We start from the raw sequence: 26792 nt of genomic DNA, 5'->3' as shown, positions 1-26792 counted from the left end.
CGAATGAAAAGGAAATCACAGGGAATATAGAGGCGATGCCTTTTTATCTGCTTTTAAATATTCTATAAAATTTTCCCGAAATCCTATAAAATTCTTCCTGTTTGATTGGGGTATCTTTGTAATGGAAAAAGAAGATCCTTAATGAAAGAAAATATAGAAACCCTTACCCTTCCAGTTTTAGGAATGACCTGTGCTTCCTGCGCAAGCAGTGTCGAATCTTTGGTTGTCGCACAGGAGGGAGTAGAACATGCAGAAGTGAACTATGCTACCCAATCGGTAAAAGTAACCTACCATCAAGATAAAATTCAGCCTGCAGACTTACAAAAAGCACTACAATCAGTTGGATACGATTTGATTCTGGAGCAGGAAGGTGCTAAAGAGCAACAGGAAGCAGCACAAAAAAACAACTATGAGCAATTAAAAAAGAGGATGATTGCCTCTTCGATCCTGGCTTTGCCTGTGGTGATCATCGGTATGTTTTTTATGCACATGCCCAATGGCAATTATTACATGATGGCTTTAACAGCACCAATTCTTTTCATATTTGGGAAGAGCTTTTTTGTGAACGCATGGAAACAAGCGCAACATGGCCGGGCTAATATGGATACACTGGTTGCTTTAAGCACAGGAATCGCTTTCATTTTTAGTGTTTTCAATACTTTCTGGCCAGAATTCTGGTATTCCAGAGGACTGGAACCGCATGTTTATTTTGAAGCAGCGGCAGTAGTGATTGTGTTCATAATGCTTGGGAAACTACTGGAAGAAAAAGCGAAATCAAATACCTCCTCAGCCATTAAGAAACTAATGGGCCTGCAACCGAAAACAGTTTTATTGGTAGATGAGCAGGGTGAAAGAGAAATTCCAATTGCAGAAGTACGTATTGGCGATCAGCTGATGGTGCGTTCAGGAGAGAAAATTCCGGTAGATGGTATCGTGTATCAGGGCAGTTCTTTTGTGGATGAAAGCATGATTACCGGAGAACCGGTAGCTGTAGCAAAGACTGAAGGTGATCAGGTGTTTGCCGGAACCATCAATCAAAAAGGAACTTTCCGTTTTAAAGCGGAAAAAGTAGGTGGTGCCACCATGCTTGCGCAAATCATCAAATTGGTGCAGGATGCGCAAGGTTCCAAAGCACCGGTGCAAAAACTGGTAGACAAGATTGCCGGAATTTTTGTACCAGTGGTGATGTTGATTGCCGTCTTGACGCTGGGAGCATGGTTGCTCTTTGGTGGAGAACATGCTTTTACACATGGCTTACTGGCAATGGTGACGGTATTGGTGATCGCTTGTCCTTGTGCCTTAGGTTTGGCTACACCAACCGCCATTATGGTAGGGATTGGGAAAGGTGCCGAAACAGGTGTCCTCATTAAGAATGCTGAAGCTTTAGAGCTTGGCTATAAAGTAAATGCAGTGATTTTAGATAAAACAGGTACAATTACCGAAGGAAAACCTGAGGTGACTACCCTGGAATGGGCAAAAGACCTCCCTCAGCCTAAAGAAGAGCTGGAAAAAGTATTGATGGCTTTGGAATATGCATCGGAGCATCCTTTGGCAGAAGCGATTGTTCGCCACCTGAAAGATTCTGGTGTAGGTACGTTGGAGCTGAGTCATTTTGAAAGTCTGACTGGAAAAGGGGTAGAAGGCGTAGTTGATGGCCGGAAATATTGGGCTGGAAGTCATAAGATCCTTAAAGACCAAAACATTCCCGTATCTGCTTCGATTGCGAGCAAAGTACTGAGCTTGCAGGAAAAGGCACAAACAGTGATTTATCTGGCAGATGCCACACAAGTATTGGCGATTGTAGCAATTGCCGATCAGGTGAAATCAGGTTCAGCAAAGGCGGTTGCTGCATTAAAAGCGCAAGGTATTGAGGTGTATATGCTGACCGGTGATAATAAACATACTGCTGCTTCTGTAGCATTACAAGCAGGTATTGACCATTTTAAAGCCGATGTATTGCCTTCTGATAAGGCCGATTTTGTGAAGGAATTACAAGCGCAAGGAAAGGTAGTGGCCATGGTAGGTGATGGGATCAACGACAGTCAGGCTTTAGCGCAGGCAGATGTATCTATTGCGATGGGTAAAGGTTCTGATATTGCCATCGATGTGGCGAGTATCACGCTGGTTTCCTCTGATTTACAACAGGTGCCGAAAGCGCTGAAACTGTCTAAACAAACGGTGCGTACCATTCGTCAGAACTTGTTCTGGGCCTTTATTTACAACTTGATTGGTATTCCAATTGCCGCTGGACTATTATACCCAATCAATGGTTTCTTATTGAATCCGATGATTGCAGGAGCAGCCATGGCATTGAGTTCTGTATCGGTAGTGAGCAATAGCTTAAGGCTAAAACTCTCCAAACTAAGCTAGTCAATAGTAATTTAATCAATTTTTATATCAATCATTTTTAACTATAACATCAAATGGAAACTCTAAAATTTAAAACGAATATCAAATGTGGCGGTTGTGTTGCAACAGTGACACCACACCTGAACGGACTTACAGAACTTTCTAAATGGGAAGTAGATACGAACAATCCGGATAAAATCCTGACGGTTGAAACGGCATCAGTTTCGGATGCCGGATTGATTAAAGAGACCTTGAAAAAGGCCGGCTTCCAGGCAGAGGAAGTTTAGTTTTTTCAATTCATAGCGTAAAACGTATATTTGCAGGCGGAAATCAACAAAAGGTTTCCGCCTTTGTATATCCTATGAAAAAAATTGGAGCTTTAAGTTTTGCCGCATTCTACCTGATGTTAACCACAGGCTTATTTGTGTGCCTGCTCCATTGCTCTCTGTCTTCCACTTTTACATGGGGGGATCAGGAGGTTCATGTGGATAGCAAGGCGAATGACTTTGCTGAAAACCTGATTTTAGATAAAGACTGTGATTGTTGTCAACATCACGGAGAATATACCGTTAAAGAGAACATTAAAACTTCTGCTACGGCAGGTCTGAAAGCCAGATATATGCTTTCCGCCAGCAGTCAAACTGTTTTTTCATACCTAACCAAGGTAGAAAGTGCAGAGGATATTGGGAAATGGAGGCACCATACCAGCACTCCGGCCTTTAAAAAAACACCCATTTACCTTTCTAACCGGGTACTCATCATTTGATCAAGCAGAGGATGTCCTATCCTCAATTTTTTTATTTATCGCGCAGCAGAAATATCCGTTGCGGTTTTAACTTCATTAAGCTTGAATACTCATGTTATTATACATCAAAAATATGGTTTGCGAACGATGCATTACCGCCGTTCGTCATCAAATGGAAAACCTGAATTTCCTGGTTGCTGATATTACCTTAGGCAGCGTACAAATACATCCTGAACCCGAAGACCGACAATTACAAAATATTGCTTCCTCCCTGAAAATCCTTGGATTTGAACTCATGGATAAGGAAAAAGATCAATTGGTAGAGAGAATTAAAACAGTGATCATTGAGATCGTTCATTATTCTGATCTGGCCAATTTAAACCAAAGTCTGATCAGCATCATCGCCATGCGCGTAAACCGTGATTATACTTTTTTAAGTCGCTTGTTTTCCGATTCGGAAGGCTTGACAATTGAAAAGTTTATCATTCATCAGAAAATTGAAAAGGTGAAAGAGCTGATTGAATATGGAGAGCTAAATCTGAATGAGATTTCGATGAAAATGGGCTACAGCAGTAATGCACACCTATCTTCACAATTTAAATCGATTACAGGAATTGCACCCAGTAAATATAAAGCAGTGGGTAGATCCTTAAGGAATCCAATAGATAAAATCAAGAATTAAACGGCTTTAAGCAAGTCTGAACAGTGTTTAAGGCCTCACCGGCTTAATTTTATAAAATAATTCCAGAATTATATAAAATTAAGCCGGATAATTTTATGAAATTTGAATCTGATGAAGAAAGTACTCTTAACCATAATTGCAATGTTCTACCTGGGGGTTTCCAGTGGATCAACGCTGCACTTCCATTATTGCATGGGAGAGTTGGTGAGTTGGGGTATGGAAAAACAGAGTACGGAACTTTGTGAGCTTTGTGGCATGCCGAAAGGTAGTGCTAAAGACAAATCTTGCTGCAAAGATCAGAAACAGGAAACCAAAGTAGACCAGAGCCAAACGGCCAGTCAGACGGTATACCAGTTTAATCCGCCATTCCAGGCCATTCTTCCTGTCGCATTATTTCTAGATTATGCGGTAGAAATCCCTGTTAAAGTTACCAGAGAAGCGCTAAGCAATGCACCACCTGATGGGCAGAAAGTTCCTGTCTTCCTGAAAAACTGTACCTACAGAATATAATACCCTTCTTTTATCATTTCTGACACGTCCGTGTCCTGGTTCTGGCTTTGCCTTAACCCATCTTTATTAAACCATTTTTTACAATTATAATTATTATGAAATCATTGAGATTATCTATGGTGGTCGGTTTGACCTTCCTTGGTTCTGCGGTATTCGCACAATCAAAAACGGAAAGTATCAAAGTATTGGGCAACTGTTCTATGTGCAAAAAAACGATTGAGACCTCTTTAAAGGTTCCAGGAGTGAGTTCTGCAAATTGGGATACAGAAACAAAAATGCTGAAAGTTAGCTACGACAGTAAAAAAATCAGCAATGATGAAGTACAGAAAAAAGTAGCAGCAGTAGGGTACGATACCCCTAAATACAAAGCTAAGGATGAAGTTTATGATGCATTACATGGCTGTTGCCAGTATGATCGTGAAGCAGGCGACAAATTGCCAAAAGCACCTAAGAAACACTAATTATTAATCAGGAAAATCTGTAAAAGCGAAGTCTGAGGGGGCAATTGCTTTTACAGATGCCCTTCCTGATGACAGTAATTTCAAGGTTCAACATCTTCATAATTTATAATATAAAATGGTACATAAAATTATAGAATGGTCCATGCGCAACCGGTTTATTGTGCTGGTACTCTCTTTGGGGCTATTCGTTTGGGGCATTTATGCCGTCAAGAAAAACCCGATAGATGCGATACCGGATCTATCCGAAAACCAGGTGATTGTTTTTACAGAATGGATGGGGCGCTCTCCGCAACTGATCGAAGATCAGGTTACCTATCCGCTGGTCACCAATTTGCAGGGAATCCCTAAGATTAAATACGTTCGTGGATCTTCCATGTTCGGGATGAGCTTTATCTATGTCATCTTTGAAGATGATGTGGATGTGTACTGGGCGAGAGAGCGTGTGCTGGAACGCATCAGTACGATTTCTAAAACTTTGCCCGAAGGCGTAGCGCCACAACTGGGTCCTGATGGAACAGGGGTAGGCCATGTGTTATGGTATACCCTGGATGCGCCTGATATGGACCTGGGCGAGCAGCGCGCCATTCAGGACTGGTATGTAAAGTTTGCCCTGCAAACCGTACCGGGCGTGAGTGAGATCGCTTCTTTTGGTGGTTTTCAGAAACAATATCAGATCTCCATTGATCCCAATAAATTACTTTATTACAAATTGACTGCCCCGGAGGTGATTGCGGCGGTGCGTAGCAACAATAACGAGTCCGGTGGCAGGAAGTTTGAAATGAGTGATATGGGTTATATCATTAAAACCTCAGGATACCTGAAATCTATTAAAGAGATCGCAGATATCCCGGTTAAAAATCAAAATGGGACACCTATCCGGGTTTCAGACCTGGCCACAGTACAGATGACCGGAGAAACCCGCCTGGGGATTTTTGACCAGGATGGGGAAGGTGAACGTGCCGGAGGAATCGTGGTGATGCGCTATGGTGAGAACGCTGCGGAGGTGATCGACAATGTAAAGGCCAAGATGAAAGAAGTTTCTAAAGGCTTGCCTAAAGGGGTGAAATTCGACATTGTGTACGATCGTGGGGAGTTGATTAAGGAGTCCGTAGATTCTATTACCCATACCTTAATCGAAGAGATGATTGTAGTTTCAATTATTGTCATCATTTTCCTTTTCCATTGGCGAAGTGCAGTGAGTATCATCATTCAGATTCCAATCACGATTGCCGCCAGTTTTATTCTATTGAATGCTTTTGATATTTCCTCCAACATCATGTCGCTAACCGGGATTGCCCTCGCCATCGGTGTGATTGTAGACAATGGAATTATCATGAGTGAGAATGCTTACAAACACCTTTCAGAACGCTATCTGATTTGGGAGGAAGAACAACAAAAAACAACGAATCATGATTAAGTGGTTAAAAAATAGATTCCGTAAATCCCCGGATTGGATTACGGAAGAGGAGCGCCTGGCGATCATCACTAAATCCAGTAAACAGGTTTCAAGGGGTGTTTTCTTCGCCACAGTGATCATTATCACTTCCTTCCTGCCAGTATTTATGCTGACAGGTCAGGAGGGTAAATTGTTCCACCCACTGGCTTTTACAAAGACGTTCATCATGATTGTCGATGCTTTGCTGGTAATCACATTGGCACCGGTGCTGATCTCTTTCTTTATGAAAGGAAAATTCAGACCTGATAGTGCCAACCCGGTAAATAGGGTTCTGGAGAAGTTCTATGAACCAGTGATCAGAACAGTGTTGAACTGGAGAAAAACAACTCTAGCAATCAATATCATTGCTTTATTGATCACCATTCCTTTGTTGAAAAATCTGGGAACGGAGTTTATTCCGCCATTGGATGAACAAAGCATTCTGTTTATGCCGGTAACGCTACCGGATGTGTCCAATGCAGAAGCGAAAAGGATTCTGCAAGTGCAGGATAAGATCATCAAATCTGTACCGGAAGTAGACAAGGTATTGGGGAAAGCAGGTAGAGCCAATACGGCAACGGATAATTCTCCGATCAGTATGATTGAAACCATCATCACCCTGAAACCTAAAAGTGAATGGAGGGAAGGGATCACCAAGAAAGACATCATCACCGAACTGGATGCAAAACTGCAGATTCCAGGGGTAGTGAACGGATGGACTCAGCCAATTATCAACAGGATCAATATGTTGGCTACGGGAATTCGTACCGATGTAGGGATTAAGGTTTTTGGACAAAATCTGGACACGATTGCTTCTGTTTCGGAACGCGTAAAAGCGGCACTGGAAGGTACGGATGGCGTAAGCGACCTTTTCGTTGAGCCGATCACAGGCGGTAAATATCTTTCTATTGATGTGAAAAGAGAAGAACTGGCGCGCTATGGTTTAAACGTAGATGATGTGAATCAGATAGTAGAGACGGCATTGGGTGGTGCAACCATCGGGAATACCATTGAAGGGCGTCAGCGCTTTTCAATCAGTGTGCGCCTGGCTCAGGAATATAGAAATAGTGTAGAGCAGATTAAGCGAATTCCGGTACAGTCCAAAGGATTTGGCGAGGTGCCTTTATCGGCAGTTGCCGACATTAAGTTTGAAGATGGTCCGCCGATGATCAGTTCCGACAACGCGATCCTTCGTGGCGCAGTAATGTTTAACGTGAGGGACAGAGATTTAGGGAGTACCGTTCAGGAGGCAATGGAGAAGTTGAATAAAGAGAAAGGGATGCTTCCTGAGGGCTATTTCCTGGAATGGAGTGGACAATATGAAAACCTGATCCGTGGTAAACAGACGCTGATGTGGATTGCCCCAGTAGTACTGTTGATCATTTTCTTCTCATTATATTTTGCTTTTAAATCGATCAGAGAAGCTTTCCTGAGTTTGATTACGGTGCCTTTCGCTTTAATCGGAGGAGCATATATGATCTATTTCTGGGATGTAAACCTCTCGGTAGGAGTAGCTGTAGGCTTTATAGCCTTGTTCGGGATTGCCGTGGAAACGGGGATTGTGATGGTGATTTACCTGAATGATGCAATGGCACAGCTGATCAAATTGAAAGGTAATTCGAGTGAAACGATCACAAAAGAAGATCTAAGAGAGTATGTGATTTTTGGTGCAGCGAGAAGATTGAGGCCAAAACTGATGACGGTTTGTGTATCGCTGTTTGGACTGGTGCCGGTATTATGGGCTACAGGAGTTGGAGTAGATGTAATGCAGCCAATTGTATTGCCAATGATTGGTGGTGTACTGACTTCTTCTACGCACATTTTATTGGTGACACCACTGATCTTTTTAATGTCAAAAGAATACGAATTGAGAAAATATGGAAAACTGGAGGTTCACGATGTACAGCATTAAAAGAATAGCAGCATTGGTATGCATGTTACCTTTTGCGGCCTTAGCACAAGAAAAACCAGCGGTTTCGAAGCCGAAATCAGTGGTTTCGCAAGAAAAAACAGGGACTTCAATGGAAAAGCCAGTGCTTTCCCTGGATACTATTTTGCAAAGAATTGATAGAAATAACCTGCTGTTGCAGTCTTATGGGCTGAGGGCAGAAAGCTTTAAACATACCGCCAATGCGGCTACGGCCTGGATGGCACCAATGATTGGAGTAGGAACATTTATGACCCCTTATCCTGGTCAGAAGATTATGGATGAGGGTGATAAAGGCTCGATTATGGTACAGCTGGAACAGGATATTCCTAATCCTGCAAAAATCAAAGCCAATAAAAAGTTCATTGAGTCTAAAGGAAAAGTCGAGAATGCAACCCGAGGGGTGACACTCAATGAATATAAAGCACAAGCAAAGCGACTGTATTTTGGCTGGCTGGTTTCGATGCAAAGAATTGCCGTATTGAAAGAAAATGAAAAGATCATGGAAACCATGAAAAAGGTCGAAGAGATCAGGTATCCTTTCAATCAATCGAAATTGAGCAGCGTGTATCGCGCTACCGCTAAAATCGAGGAAAATAGAAATATGATCCGCATGATGGAAGGGGATATGGCCAAATCTAAAGCCTGGTTAAACAGTTTAATGAACAACCCTGGCAATATGGATTTTGCGATAGATGAGACTTATCAGCCAGCTTATGTGCCTGCTTCGGCAATTGATACCGGAAGTTTAGCCCTGGTAAGGAAGGATATTGAAAAGATGGACTACAGCATTCAGTCTATGAAACTGAATATTGAAGCCATGCAGAAACAGGCAAAACCAGATTTTAAACTGCGTTTTGACCATATGTCGCCCTTAACGAAAATGATGCCTAAAGCTTATAGCATCATGGGAATGGTGAGTATCCCAATTGCCCCATGGTCTTCGAAAATGTATAAATCCGAAGCGAAAGGGATGGGGTATGAAGTGCTGGCGATGGAAAAAGAAAAAGCAGCTATGCTTCAGGAAACTCAAGGAATGTTGTACGGGATGCAATTCGAAATCCAGTCGATGCAAAAACGTATTGATGCAATGGAAAAGACGATTATCCCCACTTTAAAAAAGACCATGGATGTGAGTATGCTCAATTACCGGGAAAACAAAATGGAATTACCGGAAGTGATTGGCACCTGGGAAGCGCTGACCATGATGCAAGCCAATGTATTGGATGAGAAATTGAAACTTTATTTAATGATCGTAGATTATGAGAAAGAATTATATCGTTAAGTCCGGCACGCCGAAACGCGTTTTTGTGGGACTGGCGGCGATCAGTATGCTTTGGTTGAGCGCCTGTAAAGAGAAAAAGAAGTTTGATGCACATCATGATCCTGCAACAGTAAATGTAGACAGCAATCTTGCTCATTTGTTGAAGCCTTCAAATGAGCAGGTGGTTTCCTCTCTTCCGGTAATTAAAGCGGAGTATGGCACGAAAATCTTCACAGAAGAAGTGCAAGGGATCATCAATTATGATACGAGAAATCAGCACAATATATCGAGTAAAATCGGAGGTAGAATAGAACGACTTTTGATCAAGTACAATTACCAACCGGTAAAGAAGGGGCAGCTGATTATGGAGATCTACTCCCCTGATCTGGCCGCGGCTCAGCAGGAATTGTTGTTCATTTACCGCACAGGTAATGATCCGGTAATGTTGGAGAAAGGAAAGCAACGTTTGCTATTATTGGGTATGACATCCTCTGGTATCAATGCGCTATTAAAGCATGGTACCCCGAGTTACCGCATTCCAGTGTATAGTAATGTTTCCGGATTTATCCTGGAGAAATCAGCCGCCGCTGCGGTGGCAAGTCCGGCAGCAGCTTCAACAGCTTCTGCTGGCGGTGATGGCATGAGCAGTATGGCTGGGGATGCGGGAGCTGCGGCTACACCTGCCAGTCCTGCGGCTCCGGTTAATTCGCCGGTTTTATTAAGAGAAGGACAATATGTAACCGCAGGAGCTTCACTCTTTACGGTTTACAGTTCTGATCAATTGGTAGCAGAATTTTCTCTGAAAGCAGCTCTGGCCGCTCATTTAAGAGTGGGTAGCAAATTTGTCTTTTACAAAACTTCGGATAAAACAGAAAGCCAGACGGCGAGGATTGGTTTGATTCAACCGACTTTCAAGAACGGCGAGAACTTCACGATTGCCAGAGCTTACCTGAATAACCCGAAGATCAAGGTGGGACAACTTGTAACAGCAAGAATTCCGGTGATATTATCAGCATCCTGGTGGTTGCCTGAGGAAGCAGTGGTATCCGTTGGAAATAAGCGGGTAGTTTTCAAAAAAGAAGGAAATGTCTTTGTCCCTAAAGTGGTGGATGCAGGCATTAGCATTGCTGGAAAAGTACAGATTAAAGAGGACATCAGTAGCTGGAATATCAGTAAGAATGCTGCTTATCTGGTAGACAGCGAAAGTTTTATTAAAATGACAGCAAATAAGGAGCTTTAAGATATGGAACGTAAAATATTTATAAAACAGTTTGCCTTGCTGGCACTGGTTCCATCGGTATTCATTGCCGCTTGCAAAAGTGAGGTAAAGGAAACGAGTAAAGATGGCGTAATAGCTAAAAAACAGACTTATACTTGTCCGATGCACCCCCAGGTGATCAAGGAAGAAATGAGTACCTGTCCGATTTGCGGTATGGACTTAGTGCCTTTTGAGAAGAATAGCAATGAGAAAGCCCTGAAAGTAGATGAGAAAAGGCAGATTCTAGCTAACATTACTACGGTAATGATCGGTGCAAACAGCCTATCGGGAAGTAAACAACTAAACGGTAGGTTAACAGTCGACCCTCAACAAAGTAGCTATATCTCTAGCCGTATTGCCGGCAGAATTGAGCAATTGTACATTAGAGAAACAGGTGTTCGCGTTAAAAAAGGACAACCTTTATATCAGATTTATTCAGAACAGCTTTCTGCTTTGCAACAGGAATATCTGATGGCCGTTGCCCAACAAAAGCAATTTCCAGGAGATAAAATTGAGCAGCAATTGGTAGAATCTGCAAAGCAGAAACTCTTGCTTTATGGCCAGTCTGCCGGACAAATTAAACAGCTTTTGGCAACGCAAAAGAAAAATCCTTATGTGACTTTCTTTGCGCCTGAGGGTGGGGTTGTGGCAGAAATTTCTGTAACACCCGGTCAATATGTATCGGAAGGTGGGCCTATTATGAGGTTGGAAGGTTACGGTGATTTATGGGTAGAAGCAGACGTTTATCCGAATGAAGCAGGTAGTATCAAAGAAGGACAAAAAGTGAAAGTCGTGATCCCAGGCTGGGAAGATCAGCCACAGGAGATGACCATCAGCTTTATTACCCCTTCTCTGCTTTCAGGAACCCAGCTTACTCAAATCAGGGGAAGTATTCCTAACCCGAATCAACAATGGCAGCCCGGTGCGCAAGCCAATGTGTTTGTGCCTACTGGAAATCAAAAGAATAGTGCCCTGACTTTACCTGTAGATGCGGTAATCCGTGATGGTAAAGGGATGCACGTTTGGATAAAAAAAGGAAAAGATAGCTTTGAGCCAAAACGGGTAACCACCGGACAGGAGAACGATAATCAGGTAGAGATTACCGCAGGTTTATCGGAAGGAGAACAAGTGGTCGTTACCGGTGCTTATCTCTTATATAGTGAATACATTTTGAAAAAAGGAAAGAACCCTATAGAGGGTTTAAAATTGAAATAATTAAATAAAAATAACATGAAAACAATCACAAGTTTAGCCATTACAATTGCCGCAGCCACTTTATTATCGGCTTGTGGAAATACGCAGAAACCTGCAGAAGAATCTCATGAAGGTCATGACCATGCTAAAGAAGTAAAAACGGAAGTAGTTGCGGAAACTGGTCATGTGAGCTTAAAAGACGATAAATTGAATGCGGTATATCCTCATTATATTCATTTGACAACCGCCTTAACAAATGGGGATGTGGCCGAAGCAAAAGTTGCCGCTCAGGCAATTGAGCTGGGTGCCAAAGAATTGTCAAATCCAGCAGGATTATTAGCTTTGACTGCTAAAATCGGCGATGCTACCGATATTGAAGTGCAAAGAGTCGCTTTTGCAGCATTGAGTGATGATTTCATTCAAAGAGCCAAAGCTTCAGGCGTTACCGGTGGCGAAATTTATGTAGAATATTGCCCAATGGCGATGAACGATAAAGGCGCTTCCTGGTTGAGTAATCAGAAAGACATCAAAAATCCATACTATGGAGAATCGATGCTGACTTGCGGAGAAATTAAAGAAACAATTAAATAATATCCTGATTTTAAGGGCATAAGTGATCTTGCTTTACAAGCATATCACTTATGCTTATTTCCCCACGCTTCCAAATTCCTGATGACAGCTTCCAGACTCCTTCCCCTTGGAGATAAGCGATAAATAGGAAGTTTTTGCCTAGCATCAGTCTGGATTTTGATAAGCAATTGATCCTGTTCCAGTTTTTTCAATTGCAAGGCCAGTACCCGTTCCGTAATTTCAGGAATCATCAGTTTTAAGGCCCCAAATCTTAAATCTTCTGCCATTAATTTCACTAGAATACTGAGCTTCCAACGGCCGGATAATACCGATAGCGTAAAAGCAGCATCGCAAAATCCCTGGAGTAACTGTTCGTTTTCGTAATTCGTAGAAGTCGTTTTTCTCATGTGCTTACAACTTTGTAAGTGTCGTGTTTTACAATTTGTCCGCTGTAAATTTGGATAAAAATTAAGGAAAATATGACAGAGCGTAGTAAAATTAAAGGCTTGCATCACCTGGGCATTCGTGCAAAAGATTTCGAAAAAACGATACATTTTTATACAACTGCGCTGGATTTTTCGATCAGTCATACCTGGACATTGCCGGAATTTAACATCAAACAGGCTGCCATGCTGAAATCATGGGATGGCCATACTTTTATCGAGGTTTTTGATGCTGCTGCGGCTGTGGCAATGGAAGGGCAACCTGCTTTGGCTGAGGAGGAGGTGAAAACGGGAGCCTTATTGCATCTGGCCATGAGTGTAGACAGTGCCAGCGAAGCTTATGAGCGTTGTTTGTTGGCAGGAGCCAGCTCATGTATAGCCCCGATGGGTCTTTCTTTAGGGGAAAATCCCGCTGTAAATGTTCGCAATGCTTTGGTGTATAGTCCGAATGGTGAGGTGATCGAGTTTTTAGAAGGGAAGCCCTTCTAGTTCAAAGTATGAAGATTTCTTCATATTGTTCTTTTAGATAAGCCGTATATTTAGATTAAGACCCGCTGGGGATGATCTAAATGAAATAATGAAGCGACTCAAATTCTTTGTGCCCTTTTTGAGGGAGAACGGAAAAATTATATCCAGTTATGTGTTCAGTCTGTTTTTTATTGGGCTGGCCATATGGTTTATAAAGCAACAACGTGGAGAAATCAGGCAGGTTCAACATTTGCTGACGACTGCCAAATGGCTTTGGGTAAGTATTGGGCTCGCTTTGAGTGTGGCCTATGTATTTGTACACGGCATGATGTATCGCTCTTCCTTTGCCGCGGTTTCGAGTAAGATTTCTATCGCAGACGGGACTTTATTGTTTCTGAAACGTAATTTTATTAGTGTCTTTTTACCTGCTGGTGGAGTTTCTTCTCTTGCTTTTTTCAGCACCCCGATTGAACAGAAGGGAGTCAGTAAATCCCAGATTAATTTTGCCTCCTCTATTTATGGTTTTGTAGGGATCTTATCCGTACTGGTGATCGCTATACCGGTGTTTATTTATGCCATTCTGGAAGGAAGTATTGGTGCTGGTGAATGGTTTGGTCTCATTGCCGCCATTTTATTGATGACTGGGATTTACTATTTATATCGCTCTGTAATCAAAAGAGGAAGTATTTACCGCTTCATTATTAAATATATTCCTGTGATAGAAGTGTATGCTGCAGAATTCAGGAACAACCAGATTGAACGTAAACACTTTATTGCCACTTTTCTATATAGCAGTCTAATTGAGCTGCTGGGGATTATTCATATTTACCTTGCGATGCTGGCTTTAGACCTCTCAGCTTCCTGGATAGTGGCCTTGATCAGCTATATCGTTGCGGTGGTATTCCTGATCATTTCTCCATTTTTAAGGGGGCTGGGAGCCGTAGAAGCCTCTATGACTTTCATTTTGATTCGCCTGGGCTACACTGCTCCGGAGGCAGTATCGATTACTTTTCTTTATCGATTCATGGAATTCTGGATTCCGATGTTAATTGGTGCGATGAGTTTTCTTTTTCGCATCAATAAGCTCTTGATGCGCGTAGTTCCGGCCTTGTTTCTCCTCTTGTTAGGAGTGATCAATATTGTATCAGTATTGACACCTGCAATTCATTCCAGGTTGACCTTTGTGAAGGATTTTATCCCCATAGCCGCCATTACGGCCTCTAATTATTTTGTGCTGATGGCTGGGCTGTTTTTATTGGTTACCGCAGCTTTCATGTTGAAGGGCCTCCGCATGGCATGGTATTTTGCAATGGCTTTATGTTTACTCTCGCTGGTAGGTAACTTAACAAAAGCGATTGATTATGAAGAGGCCAGTTTTGCGGTATTGGTAATGCTGATCCTGATCGCTTCCAGGAAAGAGTACTATGTTAAAAACAATGCCAAACTTCGGTCTTTTGGGATTCAGACTACTTTATTGAGTATTTTAGGCATACTGATCTATGGAGTTTTAGGCTTTTATTTTCTTGATAAAAAGCACTTTAATATTGATTTTAATTGGTGGCAATCGATTCGTTATACGCTTGAAAATTTTATTCTGATTGGTAATGATGACCTGCAACCCATGGATCATTTTGCCAAAGGCTTCCTGTATTCCATCAATATCAGTGGCTTTTTATCGATTGCTTTCCTGATTTATACCTTGATCAGACCTTATATCTCCAGCGATGAAACAGAGGAATTGGAATTTGAAAAGGCCAATCAGTTCCTGGAAAAGTATGGCAATTCTGGGATTGATTATTTTAAAACCTATAAAGACAAGCTGATTTATTTTTCCGAATCGCTGGAAGGCTTTGTCGCTTACCGTATAGCTGGGAATTTCGCTGTGGTTTTGGAATGTCCGGTTACTGCTGCTGAGCATAGGACGGCCTTTATCAAGGATTTTGACAAATATTGCTTTGAGAATGGAATGAAAAGTCTGTACTACAGGGTGCCAGAAGAAAGTCTCGGAGAGTTTTTGGCCTTAGGCAAGAAAAGTTTGTTTTTAGGGCAAGAGGGAATTCTAGACTTAACCAGTTTTTCTTTAGAAGGAGGGACTAAGAAATCTATACGAAATGCTTTGAAAAAAGTATCAGATCAGGGTTATCATACGAAAGTATATCCGCCACCGATTAAAGATGGTTTGTTACAGAAGTTGAAAATGGTGTCTGATGGCTGGTTGGAGGATATGGACCGGGAAGAGTTGGTTTTTTCTCAGGGAATGTTTAGCTGGGAGGAATTAAAGGGGCATACCCTGATCACAGTGGAAAGTATGGAGGAGAAGATTGTGGCATTTATCAATATTATCCCCGATTACGCTCCTGGAGAAGGGACTTTCGACCTGATCAGGAAAACCAGCGATGCCCCAAATGGGGTGATCGACTTTATGATGGTAGCCCTTTTTGAACAGCTAAAAGCAGCAGGCTATACCAAAGTAAACCTCGGCTTTGCACCAATGTCCGGACTGGTTGATCCACATAATTTTCCAGAGCGCTCCATGAAGTTCGCCTATGAAAAGATCCGGTCTTTTTCTCATTATAAAGGCCTGCGCGCAGCAAAAGAAAAGTTTGCCCCGGAATGGCAAAACAGGTACCTGATCTATGACCATGATTATGATTTACTGCAAGTACCGACGGTGTTAACCAAGGTCATTAAACCCTAAGCTTATGAAATCTATATGTGTCTTTTTATTGCTGTTATTGTTAGGTAGTAAACTCGCTATTGCTGCAGAGATAGAACATGTTTCCTATGGTAAATTTGGTAATATTACTATTTATCACCCAATACGAAGTCCTGAGGCTGTAGTTTTGTTTGTTTCCGGGGATGGCGGCTGGAAAGATGTAGTCATAAATATGGCGGAAAATATGGCCGATGATGGCGCCATGGTCTTAGGAATTGATGCCAGACATTATGAATATTACCTGTCTAAACAAAAGACTGCCTGTTTATACCCGGCTGCAGATTTTGAAGAATTGAGCTTATCTATTCAAAAGAAATATAAACTTCCAAATTACTTAAAACCAGTATTAATGGGCTATTCTTATGGAGCAACACTCGTTTATGCGATGTTGGCACAAGCCCCTGCAAATACCTTTAAAGGAGCAATTGGGCTTGGTTTTTCTCCTGATATCAATATCAACAAAGTGTTATGTAAAGGGAATGGCCTGAGTTTATACCCTTTAAAAAAGGAGATGTCTTATATGCTGGAAAGTACACAAAGCCTTAGCGCACCATTTTTAGTAATCAATGGAAGAAAAGATTTGGCCTGTCCATTTGCTGTAACAGAACGTTTTTTGAAAGGGATGCCGATGACTGAGCTGATTGCTTTGCCCAATGCCGGACATGGTTTTATGAATACTGGCGATTGGGAAAGCGCACTAAGCAGCGCTTATAAAAAAATATTGAAGGATCCGGGATTCACAGAACGAAGGTCTGTGGAAAATAGTTATTTGAGAAATCAACCTATTCCTCCTTATAGGGGTGATTTGCCACTCACAGTGATTCCTGCAGCTCAACAGAATAAATTGCCCATTGTCTTTATGATTTCTGGTGATGGTGGCTGGACCAGTTTCGACCAGAGTTTAGCAGAAGAGTTGGCTTCCAAAGGTCTTTCCGTATTGGGTTTAGATGCGCAGAAATACTTTTGGAATGCAAAGAGTCCCGATCAGACCAGTAAGGATGTGAGTCAGGCATTGACGCATTACCTAAACATAATGGGAAAGGAGAACTTGATTTTGGCTGGATATTCTTTTGGCGCTTCAATTGCCCCATTTATTGCCAATAGATTGCCTACGGATTTAAAACCAAGGCTTAAAGCAGTTATTTCACTTTCTCCTGATGTAACCGCCGATTTTGAGATTCATCTGGTAGACCTGTTCAATCTCGGCAGTAATAAAGAGAAATATAATGTCATCGCGGAAATTAAAAGAGTCAGCCCGCTAACTCCTGTTGCTATTTTTGGACTAGAGGAAGGAAGTAAAATCAAAAACCAATTTGTGAAAAATGGGTTGAAGGTACTCAGCATTGCAGGAGATCATCATTTTGATAAAGATTATGGGAAAATTGCTACTGTATTTTTAAAGCAAATTCCGGAATGATAAAATGTGCTATTTGGTATTATTTTATTTTTTTTTGAGGATTATTTTCTGCGTTTTTGGTGTCTGAGCGCAGATTGTATGATAAAATTGTATTTTTTTTTGTGCTAGCTCTTGTTTTTTTTTAGCTAACTACTTAATTTAGAGTTATGAATGATTTATTTCAATAATTTTATTTAAAGAAATCATTCAGCCAATCGCCCGGTTGGTTACCTAAATTGTATCGACTTCATGACTATTTTGATTTTTATTCCATTGGATGATGGGATAAGGTGAAATACGGTACTTTTTCAAACAGAAAAAAGTGTTTTTTTTAACTGTAAATCTAAAATTAATTTATGATTAATGAATGTTTTATTAATGGGGTGGATCATCAGGGGTATGAATCCACAAGTTTACTTAAAATCAGTCTGTGTACTTTAAAACGCTATTATGGACAAGTATAAGATAAACGAATGTATGGAGAAGCTGACCTACAATCAGCACAAATTGATCAAACGATTGATGCCAAAAATCATTAACGCATCCATCAATACATTCCACAATTACAGAAAGCTTCAAATGGGAGATGATAAAGACATTCCATGCGAGACTGTCCGTATTTTGGAAAGGTTGTTTGGGTTAGAAGTTGGTGGATTGGCCAATTATGAGGTTCGGGCAAAAAGCTGTAAAGAGCTGTTTGATGAACATCATGTTGCTTCACCACAGCTTGTGGAGTACTAAAAACGAAATCATTTACACTGTAACAGGGATGGGGGGTGTTGAAACCACCCTGTTATAGTGTTTATATCGGTTAAGACAATTAGTCCAGTGCAGGCATTCCCATGCTTTCCCATTCTTCTTTAGATGGGCCATAGATTCCGGGAACCGTTAAACCGAGCATCCTCATGATGACGGTCATCTGACTTCTATGATGGCCTTCGTGTGCAATTAGAATAGAAAGGATTTTGCCTTTTTTCCATTGTTCACCGTACATATTTACCAGGTCATCCAGATTGGAATCTGTCCATTTTAACCTTACGGTACGCATCAGCAAAGTGTTGTAATTTACATAGGTCTCGATCAGTTCCGGCAAAGTTGCAGGGATCGGAAGTTCGTGTAAAAGATCAGTTTCAAATAAGCCGGCATTTTTACCCATCTCAGTAAGGGTCTGGGTGATGTGCCAGGCCAGGCGCTCCAGTGAACGTACGTTTTCATGAATTTTTACTGATTTTGTTTCCTCCGTTAAGTTGGAAAATAGTTTGACGGTATTTGACTCTTCTTCTTTACGCTCAGTCAGGAAATCTTCAATACTACGGTACATAATGCTCTGGTTTTTGTGTTACGAAGGTGCAAACATTTCCGCAATTGCTGAAATAAGAATTGAATTCTTCTCATAATTTTGAAATTGCTTTCAAGGAATTGCAGATTATACCGAAGCTATTCTGGGGGCATTTGAAGGCATGTTTTCTGCTACTTGTTTAGCAGCAAGCATTCTACAAGATTTAGATGAGGTTGTACTTCAGTAAGGGAAAAATCTCCTCTACTGCCATAAGTGATGATGCGTAGGTACTCTCCGAGAATCAGACTTTGCCCATACTTGGTTTTAAACCAATGTTCTGGACTGATCGGAAACTCTTTCCGGTCTGATGGCAGTGAAAAAGGAATGCAATGAATCTTTGTGTTTGGGAAAAACTTCTTTAAGGATAATGCAGCTCTTTTAGTCGCATAAGCATGGCAAATGAAGGTGATTGATCTGATCTTTTCAAAATCAATCAGTTTTTGTGCCTCCACAATGTTCTCCAGCATTGTTTTTGATCGGGTCTCCAGCAGGATGTCCTGGTATTGATGCACTTCGGTTAGGAAAGCATAAATGGCCTCAGATTCGGGCCTGTTTTGTTGATAGGAATTCCCGAAATTTGCAATTCCTCCCGTAATAATGACTTGCTTCACTCTATTTTGCTCGATCTGTTCGGAGATGAGTGCCGCGATTTCCTTATGTTTTACATTAGATCCAAATACAAACAAGAGGTCTGAGTATACTTGTTCTTCCTCTTGAAAGCATAAATCGCTGAGTACATTGACCAATTCCTGATCCATTATAGGACAGCTCGGGTTGGGTAATAGGTCAGTTTGTAAAGGTCTTTGTTCCATATGCCAATGCTGATGGGATTACAAAATTTAATATCTTTTATTCTAGCTACAATTTATGTTTACTCCTGTACTTAAAGATGATTGCCTGGGCTAATTTTATATGGATTTTGAATGTCTTTTAAAAGCTAGTGTTTTCTAAAACAAATCATTCCATATTTTGGTTTTCTTTAAGCATCAATATCTGAAGATTCAGTGAACACTGGGCTGTTTTTTTTGTTCATTCTTTATTCATTTCTTATCACAGGTCAAGAAGGGGGTAGCAATTTAAGGAATATCTTTAGCTGATATAAAAGTTTATCAAAAGGGAGGAATTAAAAATGATGAAATGGATGATTGCAATTTGGATTTCAAGACACTTTAAGAAAATGTAGTCAGTTATAAAATGACAATATGGTAAAACATTTACTTTGCGCTGCGCTCCTGTTTTCTGTTTTTTACAGCAATGCTCAGGACTCTATAAAGGTGAACATCTATCCGAAATATGATCAGGTAGGAAAATTTCATAGACTTCTATTTGGGGAGAACTATCGAAAGGAATATGCAGCCATCACCACCGTTCCTGTAATTCGTTTGTCTCAGATTAAAGGAGGATTGACCCCAATCAAAAGAGGAGGTGGAAATCAAACGCACTCCTTAAGAATGGAAGACAAGCAAGGGAAGGAATGGGTGTTGCGATCTGTAGAGAAATATCCCGAAGTATTATTGCCTTTAGAGTTACAGGCTACTTTTGCTAAAGATATTGTAAAAGACAATATGTCCGCACAACACCCTTTTTCTGCACTCGTTGTTCCAGTTTTTGCAGCGGCAGCAGGGATTCCTCATAGTAATCCAATGATTGGATGGGTACTTCCTGATGAGGCCTTAGGGGAGTTTGCCGAAGTTTTCGAAAATAGTCTTTGTTTATTGGAAGAAAGAGAACCGGAAGGGGATACTGATAATACCGATAAAATGTTGAGAAAGCTAAATGACAATAATGACAATGCGGTGGATGCAGCCTTGTTACTGAAGGCAAAATCTTTAGATTATTTGTTAGGGGACTGGGATCGACATGAGGATCAATGGCGTTGGATTCCAGAGAAAACAGCTCAGAGAATTCGTTATGTAGTGGTTCCCCGGGACCGCGATATGGTCTATTACCTTTCACAGGGTTTAATCCCCAGATTTGCCCAGGTTTCCTGGTTGCTGCCCATGATCCAGGGCTATGAGCGAAATGTACAAAACATCAACTGGTTTTTCTGGGAGGGTAGAAGTACTTATGGCAGGATACTCGGAACAATTGGAGAAGAGGAATGGAACCGGATTGTACAGGAGTTTACTGTATCCATGACGGATGAGGTGTTTGAGCATGCCTTGAAGCGTTTGCCAGAGCCAAGCTATTCTCTTCGTCACGATCAATTGTTGGCACAGCTCAAAGAAAGAAGAAAAACCTTAGGGGAAATGATGAAGACTTATTATCATTTCATGAACCGCATTGTGGATGTGCAGGGAAGCAATAAGAATGAGCTCCTGCAGATTAGTGATCATGGCGCTGGCGGCTTGAACGTTAGTATGAAAAAGTTGGATAAGGATGGTCAGCCGGGAGCGGAGATCTTCAATCGAAATTATGATCCGCTAGTCACTAAAGAGATCCGTCTTTATGTAAGGGATGGGAATGATAGTATAATACTCAATAATAAAAATTCTAATATTCGCCTTCGCATGGTCAATGCAGAAGGAAAAAAGCATTATGATATTGTGAATGCCAAACGGAAGGTGCCTTTTTATGGGATGGAGGAAGGTATTACCTATTCCGGTGCTTCGGCCAGGTTAAACAAGCATATTTCCAATGATACCAATAATACGCATTACGTACCTACAGATTTGTATTCAAGGAATATGACCTTACTCAACGCTGGTTTTAATGCTGACGATGGACTTTCTATGGGCTTGTCTTATAAAATAATGAGTCCAGGTTTTCGGAAATTGCCTTTTGGAAATATTCATTCCTTTTCATTCCTGCATTCTTTTAGAACCAATGCCTTTAGCTTTAACTATTCCAGTGAATGGTTTCAGGCCTTAGGAAAGGCGGATATTGTTTTGCAGGCGACTGCATTTGCACCAGAGAATTCGCAGAATTTCTTTGGTCTGGGGAATGAAACGTCTTATCAGAAAGAGGGCGACTATATATTATACTATAGGGCGAGGTTTAGTTTGTATGATTTTGATCCTTCTTTAAGGTGGAGAAGTCAGAAAAATACCTGGAGCGTTGGACCAACCTTTCAATATTATCGTTTCAACAGGGATGATAATAACGATCGCTTCATTAGCAATACCGATCAGCTGCATTCGCCAGACAGTGCAACGGTTAGTCAGGATAAATGGTACGCCGGTGTAAAGGTTGGATTTAACCGTAATACCAGAAATAATGAAGTATTGGCTTCTTCCGGAAGTTTTCTGGATACGAAGTTGAGGTTTTATGCAGGCTTAAATTCTGCGGCAGCCTCTTCTCTACAGCTGTCGGCCAGCTATACATTTTACCATAGGATCGGAAATTCTAAGCGATTTGTGCTGGCAAATAGAACTGGTGGAGGGCTTACTTTCGGAAATCAGGCCTTTTATCAGTCTAATTATATCGGTGGACAAGGAAATTTATTAGGTTTCCGTTCTTTTCGTTTTGGAGGGCAGCATAGTTTATATAATAACCTCGAGCTTCGTACAAAAATTGCCAATGTTGGCGGCTACGTTTTACCCGGACAATTTGGAATAACCGCCTTCTTTGATACTGGAAGGGTGTGGACGAAGGACGATCAGTCGGATGTATGGCATTATAGCTATGGCGGCGGACTCTATTACGCCCCAGCCATTTTAACGGTTGTACAGGCCCAATTGGCCCACTCTAAAGAGGGCTATTACCCCTATATCACCATGAAATTCAGGTATTAATAAAATTATATTTCATGAAATAACTGAATTGCAATTATTTATACTTACATTTGTCCTATTAATTATAATAAAAAATACAATGCAAGAAGGAGTAGTAAAATTTTTTAATGAAACTAAAGGTTTCGGATTCATCGTTCCAAACTCGGGCGAAAGTGAAATCTTTGTTCATTCAACTGGCTTATTAGCCGACATCCGTGAGAACGATAAAGTTTCTTATGATGTTGAAGAAGGTCGTAAAGGTCTTAATGCAGTAAATGTTAAGGTGATTTAAATTTCCTCAATATAAATTGTGAAAACTGCCCCTCAAGGGCAGTTTTTTTTTGCCCTGTTTTTTCTAAGCCTGACAAAGATTCTTATCGGATCATATAGCCCCAGCATCATGCAAGGGCCATAACCAGGATATTTTCATTTGTTAAAGGTTATTTAGTGGCAAGGAATAGCTGCTCTGCCATTTTCTGATCATGACCATAAATGTCATCTCTGAAATTCAATCTGCCATTCTGATCCACCCATGCCGTGAAATAGGTAATGAAAACCGGAACAGGTTTCTTTAAGGCAACCCAAATCTCTTTTGTACTTTTCATGGCTTTTGCAATCCTCTCAGGTGTCCAGGAGGGCTGATCAGCCAATAGGTAGGTCGCTAATTTAACAGGTTGTGCCAATCGGATACAACCATGGCTAAATGCTCGTTTCTCCTCCGAAAACAATGACTTTGCCGGAGTATCATGGAAATAAATGTCGTAGCTGTTGGGGAAAAGGAACTTTACCCGACCCAAAGAGTTGTTGTCACCAGGCTTTTGACGAACCATCGGAAGACCATTACTGGTTCCGGTTTGCTCCATATTTTTGCTCCTGAGGTAATTGCTGTTGCGTTTCATTGCCGGTAGGATTTCTGCACGAACAATGCTGGCCGGGATATTCCAATAAGGGCTGAACACGATGTTTCTAAGCTTGTTGCTAAAGATGACTGTTTTATTGGCAGCCTTACCCACTACAATCCCCATATTGAATACTTGCTTATGTTCTTCAATAATGTGGAGCTGGTATTCCGGGATATTAACCAGAATGGATTTTCCAGCAGGCATTACAGGCATCCAGCGCATCCGTTCCAGATTAATGAGCATTTGCTCAATACGTTGTTGGATCGGGACATTCAATTCTTTTAATAAAGCCGCATCAATTGTGCCTGTACTGCGCAATCCGTATTGCTGTTGGGTGTTTTTAACCGCTGTTTTCAGATCCTGGTCAAATTCAGTTACCGTATCCTTGATGGAGGTATCTCCAAATGCTTTTAAACGTTGTTTAACCAGGCTTACCGTTAGGCCGGTATCCCCAACTTGATATTTTTTCTGATTGCCTATTGGAATTGTTGGCCAATTCTCCTCATTTTGGAGCGTATAATAATGTTGAAGTTCTTTCTTGAGCTGTCTATATTGCTGATTTACCGGCTCCCATTCGTCCGCTTTCAGGTTTTTATTGGCCATTAAGGAATCCAGTAACACTACAGCACTCAGCTTCTTCCTTGGGATATGCCATTGAATTACCTCAGGATTTACTTTTCCCTCGTAAGCGGTAGCCACATAGTTAAAGAAATGGCTGGTTAATTTCAGCTCCAGATTGGTCAGACTGCTGTCGGATTTTTTGAAAGTAGTATCTTCTTTCAGCAGCAGCTCCATGTGCTTATCTAAATCAACATCCAGTAAAGAGCTATCGCGGAAACTATCTACATAGTCTTTGTTCAATTGATAAAATACCCTCGCCTGCTCGGTTAATCCTTTCTCCGCCAGCCAGGCATACTGAAAATTCCGGCTGTTGTAAAAGTTTCTTAAATACTGGGCAGCACTATCTGTGAGTTGTTGTTTCTGGATATATTGCTCCATTTGCAGGCTGTCTACTGCCAGCCTGGTGACGGAGTTTTTCGGTGTAATACTAATGTCTCTCTCTATCTTAACTATTTTGTTCCGGTTGCAAGCTATAAATACAAGGGGAAGAAGGAATAATATCAAGAGCCATTTTCTCATACTACAGTAGTTTTTCTAATTGTTTTTCTGTTTGCTTATCCAGTGTGAGCAAAAACTCTTCAATCCTGATTTTTAACAATCGGGTCATTGTCGTATTTGGCATCCTTTTCAGGACCATTTTTGCTTTATCACTGCTGTTTAATAAAGTACCCTCTTCCTCATTAAAAGAAAAAGTTCCTTGTTTAAAAACACGTTCTTGTACTAAAGGTTCATCCTTCATCGAAATAAATTGTAAAGGATAAATTCTATGGGTCTTTTTTTCGTAAAGAATCCAGAAGAACACCTTAGAAGGATCACTTTCTGAATCAAAATTGCGTCGCTTAATCTCGACTAAAGAATTGAAAGGGGTGTTGAAGAAATATAGTATTTCAAATGCTTCGGACATATTTCAGGGAAATAGCTTTAATGTAAATTTTTGTATGCGAATATAGCTTTAAATATTGTTAACCCTTAAGTCATAAGGACAGGTTATGACTTAAAATCAGTTATCTCCTCTTTTTATTTGTAATAATTTTCATTCCTTTACAATTTCAAACAAAACAGTAATAAAATCAAAGATGAGCGAAGAATTTTATCTTCATATTTTCAATAAGCAGAACCATGTAGAAGCCGTGCCTTCGAATGCGGTCATTGCCGCATGGGCCACCAATCTAATGAGTATGGTGTATCCGGAGCGCTCTACATTTCCGAAATATACACTGAGAGAAATCCAGCATCATTTTGCAGCATTAGAACTAGAGCTAACGTCACTCTTAAATTCGACGAAAGCATGTAAAGACTGTAATAATGAATTGATTTCTAAAAGCTTCTTTAAAGAACTGCCGGAGTTATACCGTAAGATGAATACCGATATCTCGGCAATCTTAACCGGTGACCCCGCAGCAAAAAGCGAGTTCGAGATTATTCGGAGCTATCCAGGTTTTATGGCAATTTCTATGTATCGCGTTGCACATGCCTTATTCATTGCCGACGTCCCTTTAATCCCAAGAATATTGACAGAATATGCCCATTCTCAAACCGGAATCGACATCCATCCGGGCGCTAAAATCGGGGAATATTTATACATTGATCACGGAACGGGTATTGTAATTGGGGAAACCACAGTAATCGGTAACCATGTAAAACTATACCAGGGAGTGACCCTGGGCGCATTGAGCGTAGAAAAATATATGGCCAATACCAAGCGTCATCCAACAATCGAAGATCAGGTGATCATCTATTCAGGAGCAACGATTTTAGGGGGAGAAACAGTGATCGGGGAAGGCTCCATCATCGGAGGAAACGTATGGTTAACGAAATCAGTGCCTTCACATTCTACCGTTTACCACCAATCATCCATTAAAGTAATTGAGACCAAACAAAAAGACTAATACCATGGGAAATATCATAGAATTTGTAGGAAATACACCTTTAGTAGAGATTCAGAAATTGCATACCAATCCAAAAGTGAAGATTTTCGCGAAATTGGAAGGTAATAATCCTGGAGGAAGCGTGAAAGATAGAGCTGCTTTGAACATGATTCGCTCAGCAATAGAACGCGGCGACATCAAAAAAGGAACAAAGCTGATTGAAGCAACCAGTGGCAACACCGGAATTGCATTGGCGATGATTGCAAGTATTTATGAGATAGAAATTGAATTAGTGATGCCTCTGAATTCTACCAGAGAACGTACGCTGACGATGGAAGCTTATGGTGCAAAGGTGACTTTATTGGAATCTATAGAGATCTGCAGGGATTATGCAGAAGAAAAAGGCGCGCAAGAGGGCTACTTCCTGCTGAACCAGTTTGCTAACCCAGACAATTACCTGGCACATTATAAAACTACCGGTCCGGAAATCTGGAGAGATACGAACCAGCAGATTACCCATTTTGTAAGTTCAATGGGTACTACAGGGAGCATCATGGGGAACTCTATGTTTTTAAAAGAGCAAAACCCGGAGATCCAGATTGTGGGTTGTCAGCCAACAGAAGAATCTTCAATTCCAGGTATTCGCAGATGGCCGGCCGCCTATTTGCCAGCAATATTTGACGCCAGCAGAGTAGACCGTGTGATGGATGTTTCTCAGGTTGAAGCCACAGAAATGACCAGGAAACTGGCTAAAGTGGAAGGGATTTTTGCAGGAATGAGTAGCGGAGGTGCCCTGGCTTGCTCCCTCAGACTAGCGGAAGAGTTGAGTTCAGGGGTCATTGTGTTTATTGCCTGCGATAGGGGCGACCGATATTTAAGCTCAGAACTTTTTGGTTAATTCCCCAAGTTTCCAGAAAGAAATTAAACGAAA

The 26792-nt window shown here is 41.2% G+C and carries 25 protein-coding genes; 20 read left to right on the top strand and 5 right to left on the bottom strand.

Annotated features, from left to right (window positions below; all coding sequences use genetic code 11):
- Window positions 1–141 precede the first annotated feature (141 nt).
- From R2S10_RS19275 to R2S10_RS19220, 12 genes are all read left to right on the top strand, one after another.
- Window positions 142–2370, top strand: coding sequence for a heavy metal translocating P-type ATPase (locus R2S10_RS19275; protein WP_316842046.1), 2229 nt, complete (start codon window positions 142–144; stop codon window positions 2368–2370).
- Between the two features lie 53 nt (window positions 2371–2423).
- A complete protein-coding gene (locus tag R2S10_RS19270) occupies window positions 2424–2636 on the top strand; it encodes a heavy-metal-associated domain-containing protein (RefSeq protein ID WP_316842045.1) in 213 nt (70 codons plus the stop codon).
- A gap of 74 nt (window positions 2637–2710) precedes the next feature.
- Window positions 2711–3115 carry a hypothetical protein gene (locus R2S10_RS19265; protein ID WP_316842044.1) on the top strand — a complete coding sequence of 135 codons (405 nt, stop codon included), beginning with the start codon at window positions 2711–2713 and terminating at the stop codon, window positions 3113–3115.
- 91 nt (window positions 3116–3206) lie between these two features.
- Window positions 3207–3776 carry a helix-turn-helix transcriptional regulator gene (locus R2S10_RS19260; RefSeq protein ID WP_316842043.1) on the top strand — a complete coding sequence of 190 codons (570 nt, stop codon included), beginning with the start codon at window positions 3207–3209 and terminating at the stop codon, window positions 3774–3776.
- Between the two features lie 111 nt (window positions 3777–3887).
- Entirely contained in the window at window positions 3888–4286 is a 399-nt protein-coding gene (locus R2S10_RS19255; RefSeq protein WP_316842042.1) for an HYC_CC_PP family protein, read from the top strand.
- 95 nt (window positions 4287–4381) lie between these two features.
- Window positions 4382–4747, top strand: coding sequence for a heavy-metal-associated domain-containing protein (locus tag R2S10_RS19250; RefSeq protein WP_316842041.1), 366 nt, complete (start codon window positions 4382–4384; stop codon window positions 4745–4747).
- A 115-nt stretch (window positions 4748–4862) separates the two neighbouring features.
- A complete protein-coding gene (locus tag R2S10_RS19245) occupies window positions 4863–6164 on the top strand; it encodes an efflux RND transporter permease subunit (RefSeq protein ID WP_316842040.1) in 1302 nt (433 codons plus the stop codon).
- Window positions 6157–8094 (top strand): efflux RND transporter permease subunit, encoded by a 1938-nt coding sequence (locus R2S10_RS19240; protein ID WP_316842039.1) that lies wholly within the window; start codon window positions 6157–6159, stop codon window positions 8092–8094. Before R2S10_RS19245 ends, R2S10_RS19240 begins: the two co-directional genes overlap by 8 nt.
- Window positions 8060–9394 carry a TolC family protein gene (locus tag R2S10_RS19235; protein WP_316842038.1) on the top strand — a complete coding sequence of 445 codons (1335 nt, stop codon included), beginning with the start codon at window positions 8060–8062 and terminating at the stop codon, window positions 9392–9394. The genes R2S10_RS19240 and R2S10_RS19235 overlap by 35 nt, the downstream gene beginning before the upstream one ends.
- The gene (locus R2S10_RS19230; RefSeq protein WP_316842037.1) at window positions 9372–10613 is read left to right on the top strand and encodes an efflux RND transporter periplasmic adaptor subunit; all 1242 of its coding nucleotides are present in this window, start codon (window positions 9372–9374) and stop codon (window positions 10611–10613) included. Before R2S10_RS19235 ends, R2S10_RS19230 begins: the two co-directional genes overlap by 23 nt.
- A 3-nt stretch (window positions 10614–10616) precedes the next feature.
- Complete coding sequence (locus R2S10_RS19225) at window positions 10617–11846, top strand: efflux RND transporter periplasmic adaptor subunit (protein ID WP_316842036.1); 1230 nt, start codon at window positions 10617–10619, stop codon at window positions 11844–11846.
- Between the two features lie 15 nt (window positions 11847–11861).
- Window positions 11862–12416 carry a DUF3347 domain-containing protein gene (locus R2S10_RS19220; protein WP_316842035.1) on the top strand — a complete coding sequence of 185 codons (555 nt, stop codon included), beginning with the start codon at window positions 11862–11864 and terminating at the stop codon, window positions 12414–12416.
- A 44-nt stretch (window positions 12417–12460) separates the two neighbouring features.
- Here the strand turns inward: R2S10_RS19220 and R2S10_RS19215 are convergent, their stop codons facing one another.
- A complete protein-coding gene (locus tag R2S10_RS19215; protein WP_316842034.1) occupies window positions 12461–12802 on the bottom strand; it encodes a helix-turn-helix domain-containing protein in 342 nt (113 codons plus the stop codon).
- Window positions 12803–12874: 72 nt separating this feature from the next.
- Between R2S10_RS19215 and R2S10_RS19210 the strand changes: the two genes are divergently transcribed.
- From R2S10_RS19210 to R2S10_RS19195, 4 genes are all read left to right on the top strand, one after another.
- Window positions 12875–13327, top strand: coding sequence for a VOC family protein (locus R2S10_RS19210; protein ID WP_316842033.1), 453 nt, complete (start codon window positions 12875–12877; stop codon window positions 13325–13327).
- Window positions 13328–13415: 88 nt separating this feature from the next.
- The gene (locus R2S10_RS19205) at window positions 13416–16004 is read left to right on the top strand and encodes a phosphatidylglycerol lysyltransferase domain-containing protein (RefSeq protein WP_316842032.1); all 2589 of its coding nucleotides are present in this window, start codon (window positions 13416–13418) and stop codon (window positions 16002–16004) included.
- A gap of 4 nt (window positions 16005–16008) precedes the next feature.
- Window positions 16009–17439: an AcvB/VirJ family lysyl-phosphatidylglycerol hydrolase gene (locus tag R2S10_RS19200; RefSeq protein ID WP_316842031.1), complete on the top strand. Its 1431-nt coding sequence runs from the start codon at window positions 16009–16011 to the stop codon at window positions 17437–17439.
- A gap of 429 nt (window positions 17440–17868) precedes the next feature.
- The gene (locus tag R2S10_RS19195; protein ID WP_316842030.1) at window positions 17869–18159 is read left to right on the top strand and encodes a hypothetical protein; all 291 of its coding nucleotides are present in this window, start codon (window positions 17869–17871) and stop codon (window positions 18157–18159) included.
- A gap of 79 nt (window positions 18160–18238) precedes the next feature.
- On the opposite strand, the gene R2S10_RS19190 is transcribed toward R2S10_RS19195, so the two are convergent.
- Window positions 18239–18739 carry a DinB family protein gene (locus R2S10_RS19190; RefSeq protein WP_316842029.1) on the bottom strand — a complete coding sequence of 167 codons (501 nt, stop codon included), beginning with the start codon at window positions 18737–18739 and terminating at the stop codon, window positions 18239–18241.
- A 149-nt stretch (window positions 18740–18888) separates the two neighbouring features.
- A complete protein-coding gene (locus tag R2S10_RS19185; RefSeq protein WP_316842028.1) occupies window positions 18889–19569 on the bottom strand; it encodes a YdcF family protein in 681 nt (226 codons plus the stop codon).
- Between the two features lie 390 nt (window positions 19570–19959).
- Here R2S10_RS19185 and R2S10_RS19180 point away from each other — a divergent pair, with 390 nt between their 5' ends.
- Together R2S10_RS19180 and R2S10_RS19175 are read left to right on the top strand one after the other, a co-directional pair.
- A complete protein-coding gene (locus tag R2S10_RS19180) occupies window positions 19960–22491 on the top strand; it encodes a BamA/TamA family outer membrane protein (RefSeq protein ID WP_316842027.1) in 2532 nt (843 codons plus the stop codon).
- A 79-nt stretch (window positions 22492–22570) separates the two neighbouring features.
- Complete coding sequence (locus R2S10_RS19175; RefSeq protein WP_062549601.1) at window positions 22571–22762, top strand: cold-shock protein; 192 nt, start codon at window positions 22571–22573, stop codon at window positions 22760–22762.
- Window positions 22763–22910: 148 nt separating this feature from the next.
- On the opposite strand, the gene R2S10_RS19170 is transcribed toward R2S10_RS19175, so the two are convergent.
- On the bottom strand, window positions 22911–24512 hold the full coding sequence (locus R2S10_RS19170; RefSeq protein WP_316842026.1) for a murein L,D-transpeptidase: 1602 nt from the start codon (window positions 24510–24512) through the stop codon (window positions 22911–22913).
- Between the two features lies 1 nt (window position 24513).
- Window positions 24514–24897 carry a hypothetical protein gene (locus R2S10_RS19165; protein WP_316842025.1) on the bottom strand — a complete coding sequence of 128 codons (384 nt, stop codon included), beginning with the start codon at window positions 24895–24897 and terminating at the stop codon, window positions 24514–24516.
- Between the two features lie 172 nt (window positions 24898–25069).
- On the opposite strand from R2S10_RS19165, the gene epsC reads away from it, so the two are divergent.
- Together epsC and cysM are read left to right on the top strand one after the other, a co-directional pair.
- Window positions 25070–25882, top strand: coding sequence for a serine O-acetyltransferase EpsC (gene epsC, locus R2S10_RS19160; protein ID WP_316842024.1), 813 nt, complete (start codon window positions 25070–25072; stop codon window positions 25880–25882).
- 4 nt (window positions 25883–25886) lie between these two features.
- On the top strand, window positions 25887–26759 hold the full coding sequence (cysM, locus tag R2S10_RS19155; RefSeq protein ID WP_316842023.1) for a cysteine synthase CysM: 873 nt from the start codon (window positions 25887–25889) through the stop codon (window positions 26757–26759).
- Window positions 26760–26792: the final 33 nt, after the last annotated feature.

Source organism: Pedobacter gandavensis, assembly GCF_032678745.1.
In the GTDB taxonomy this organism is placed as follows: domain Bacteria; phylum Bacteroidota; class Bacteroidia; order Sphingobacteriales; family Sphingobacteriaceae; genus Pedobacter; species Pedobacter gandavensis_C.
The sequence above is the reverse complement of the archived record's forward strand: the minus strand, read 5'-3'. Positions and strand labels throughout refer to the sequence as shown.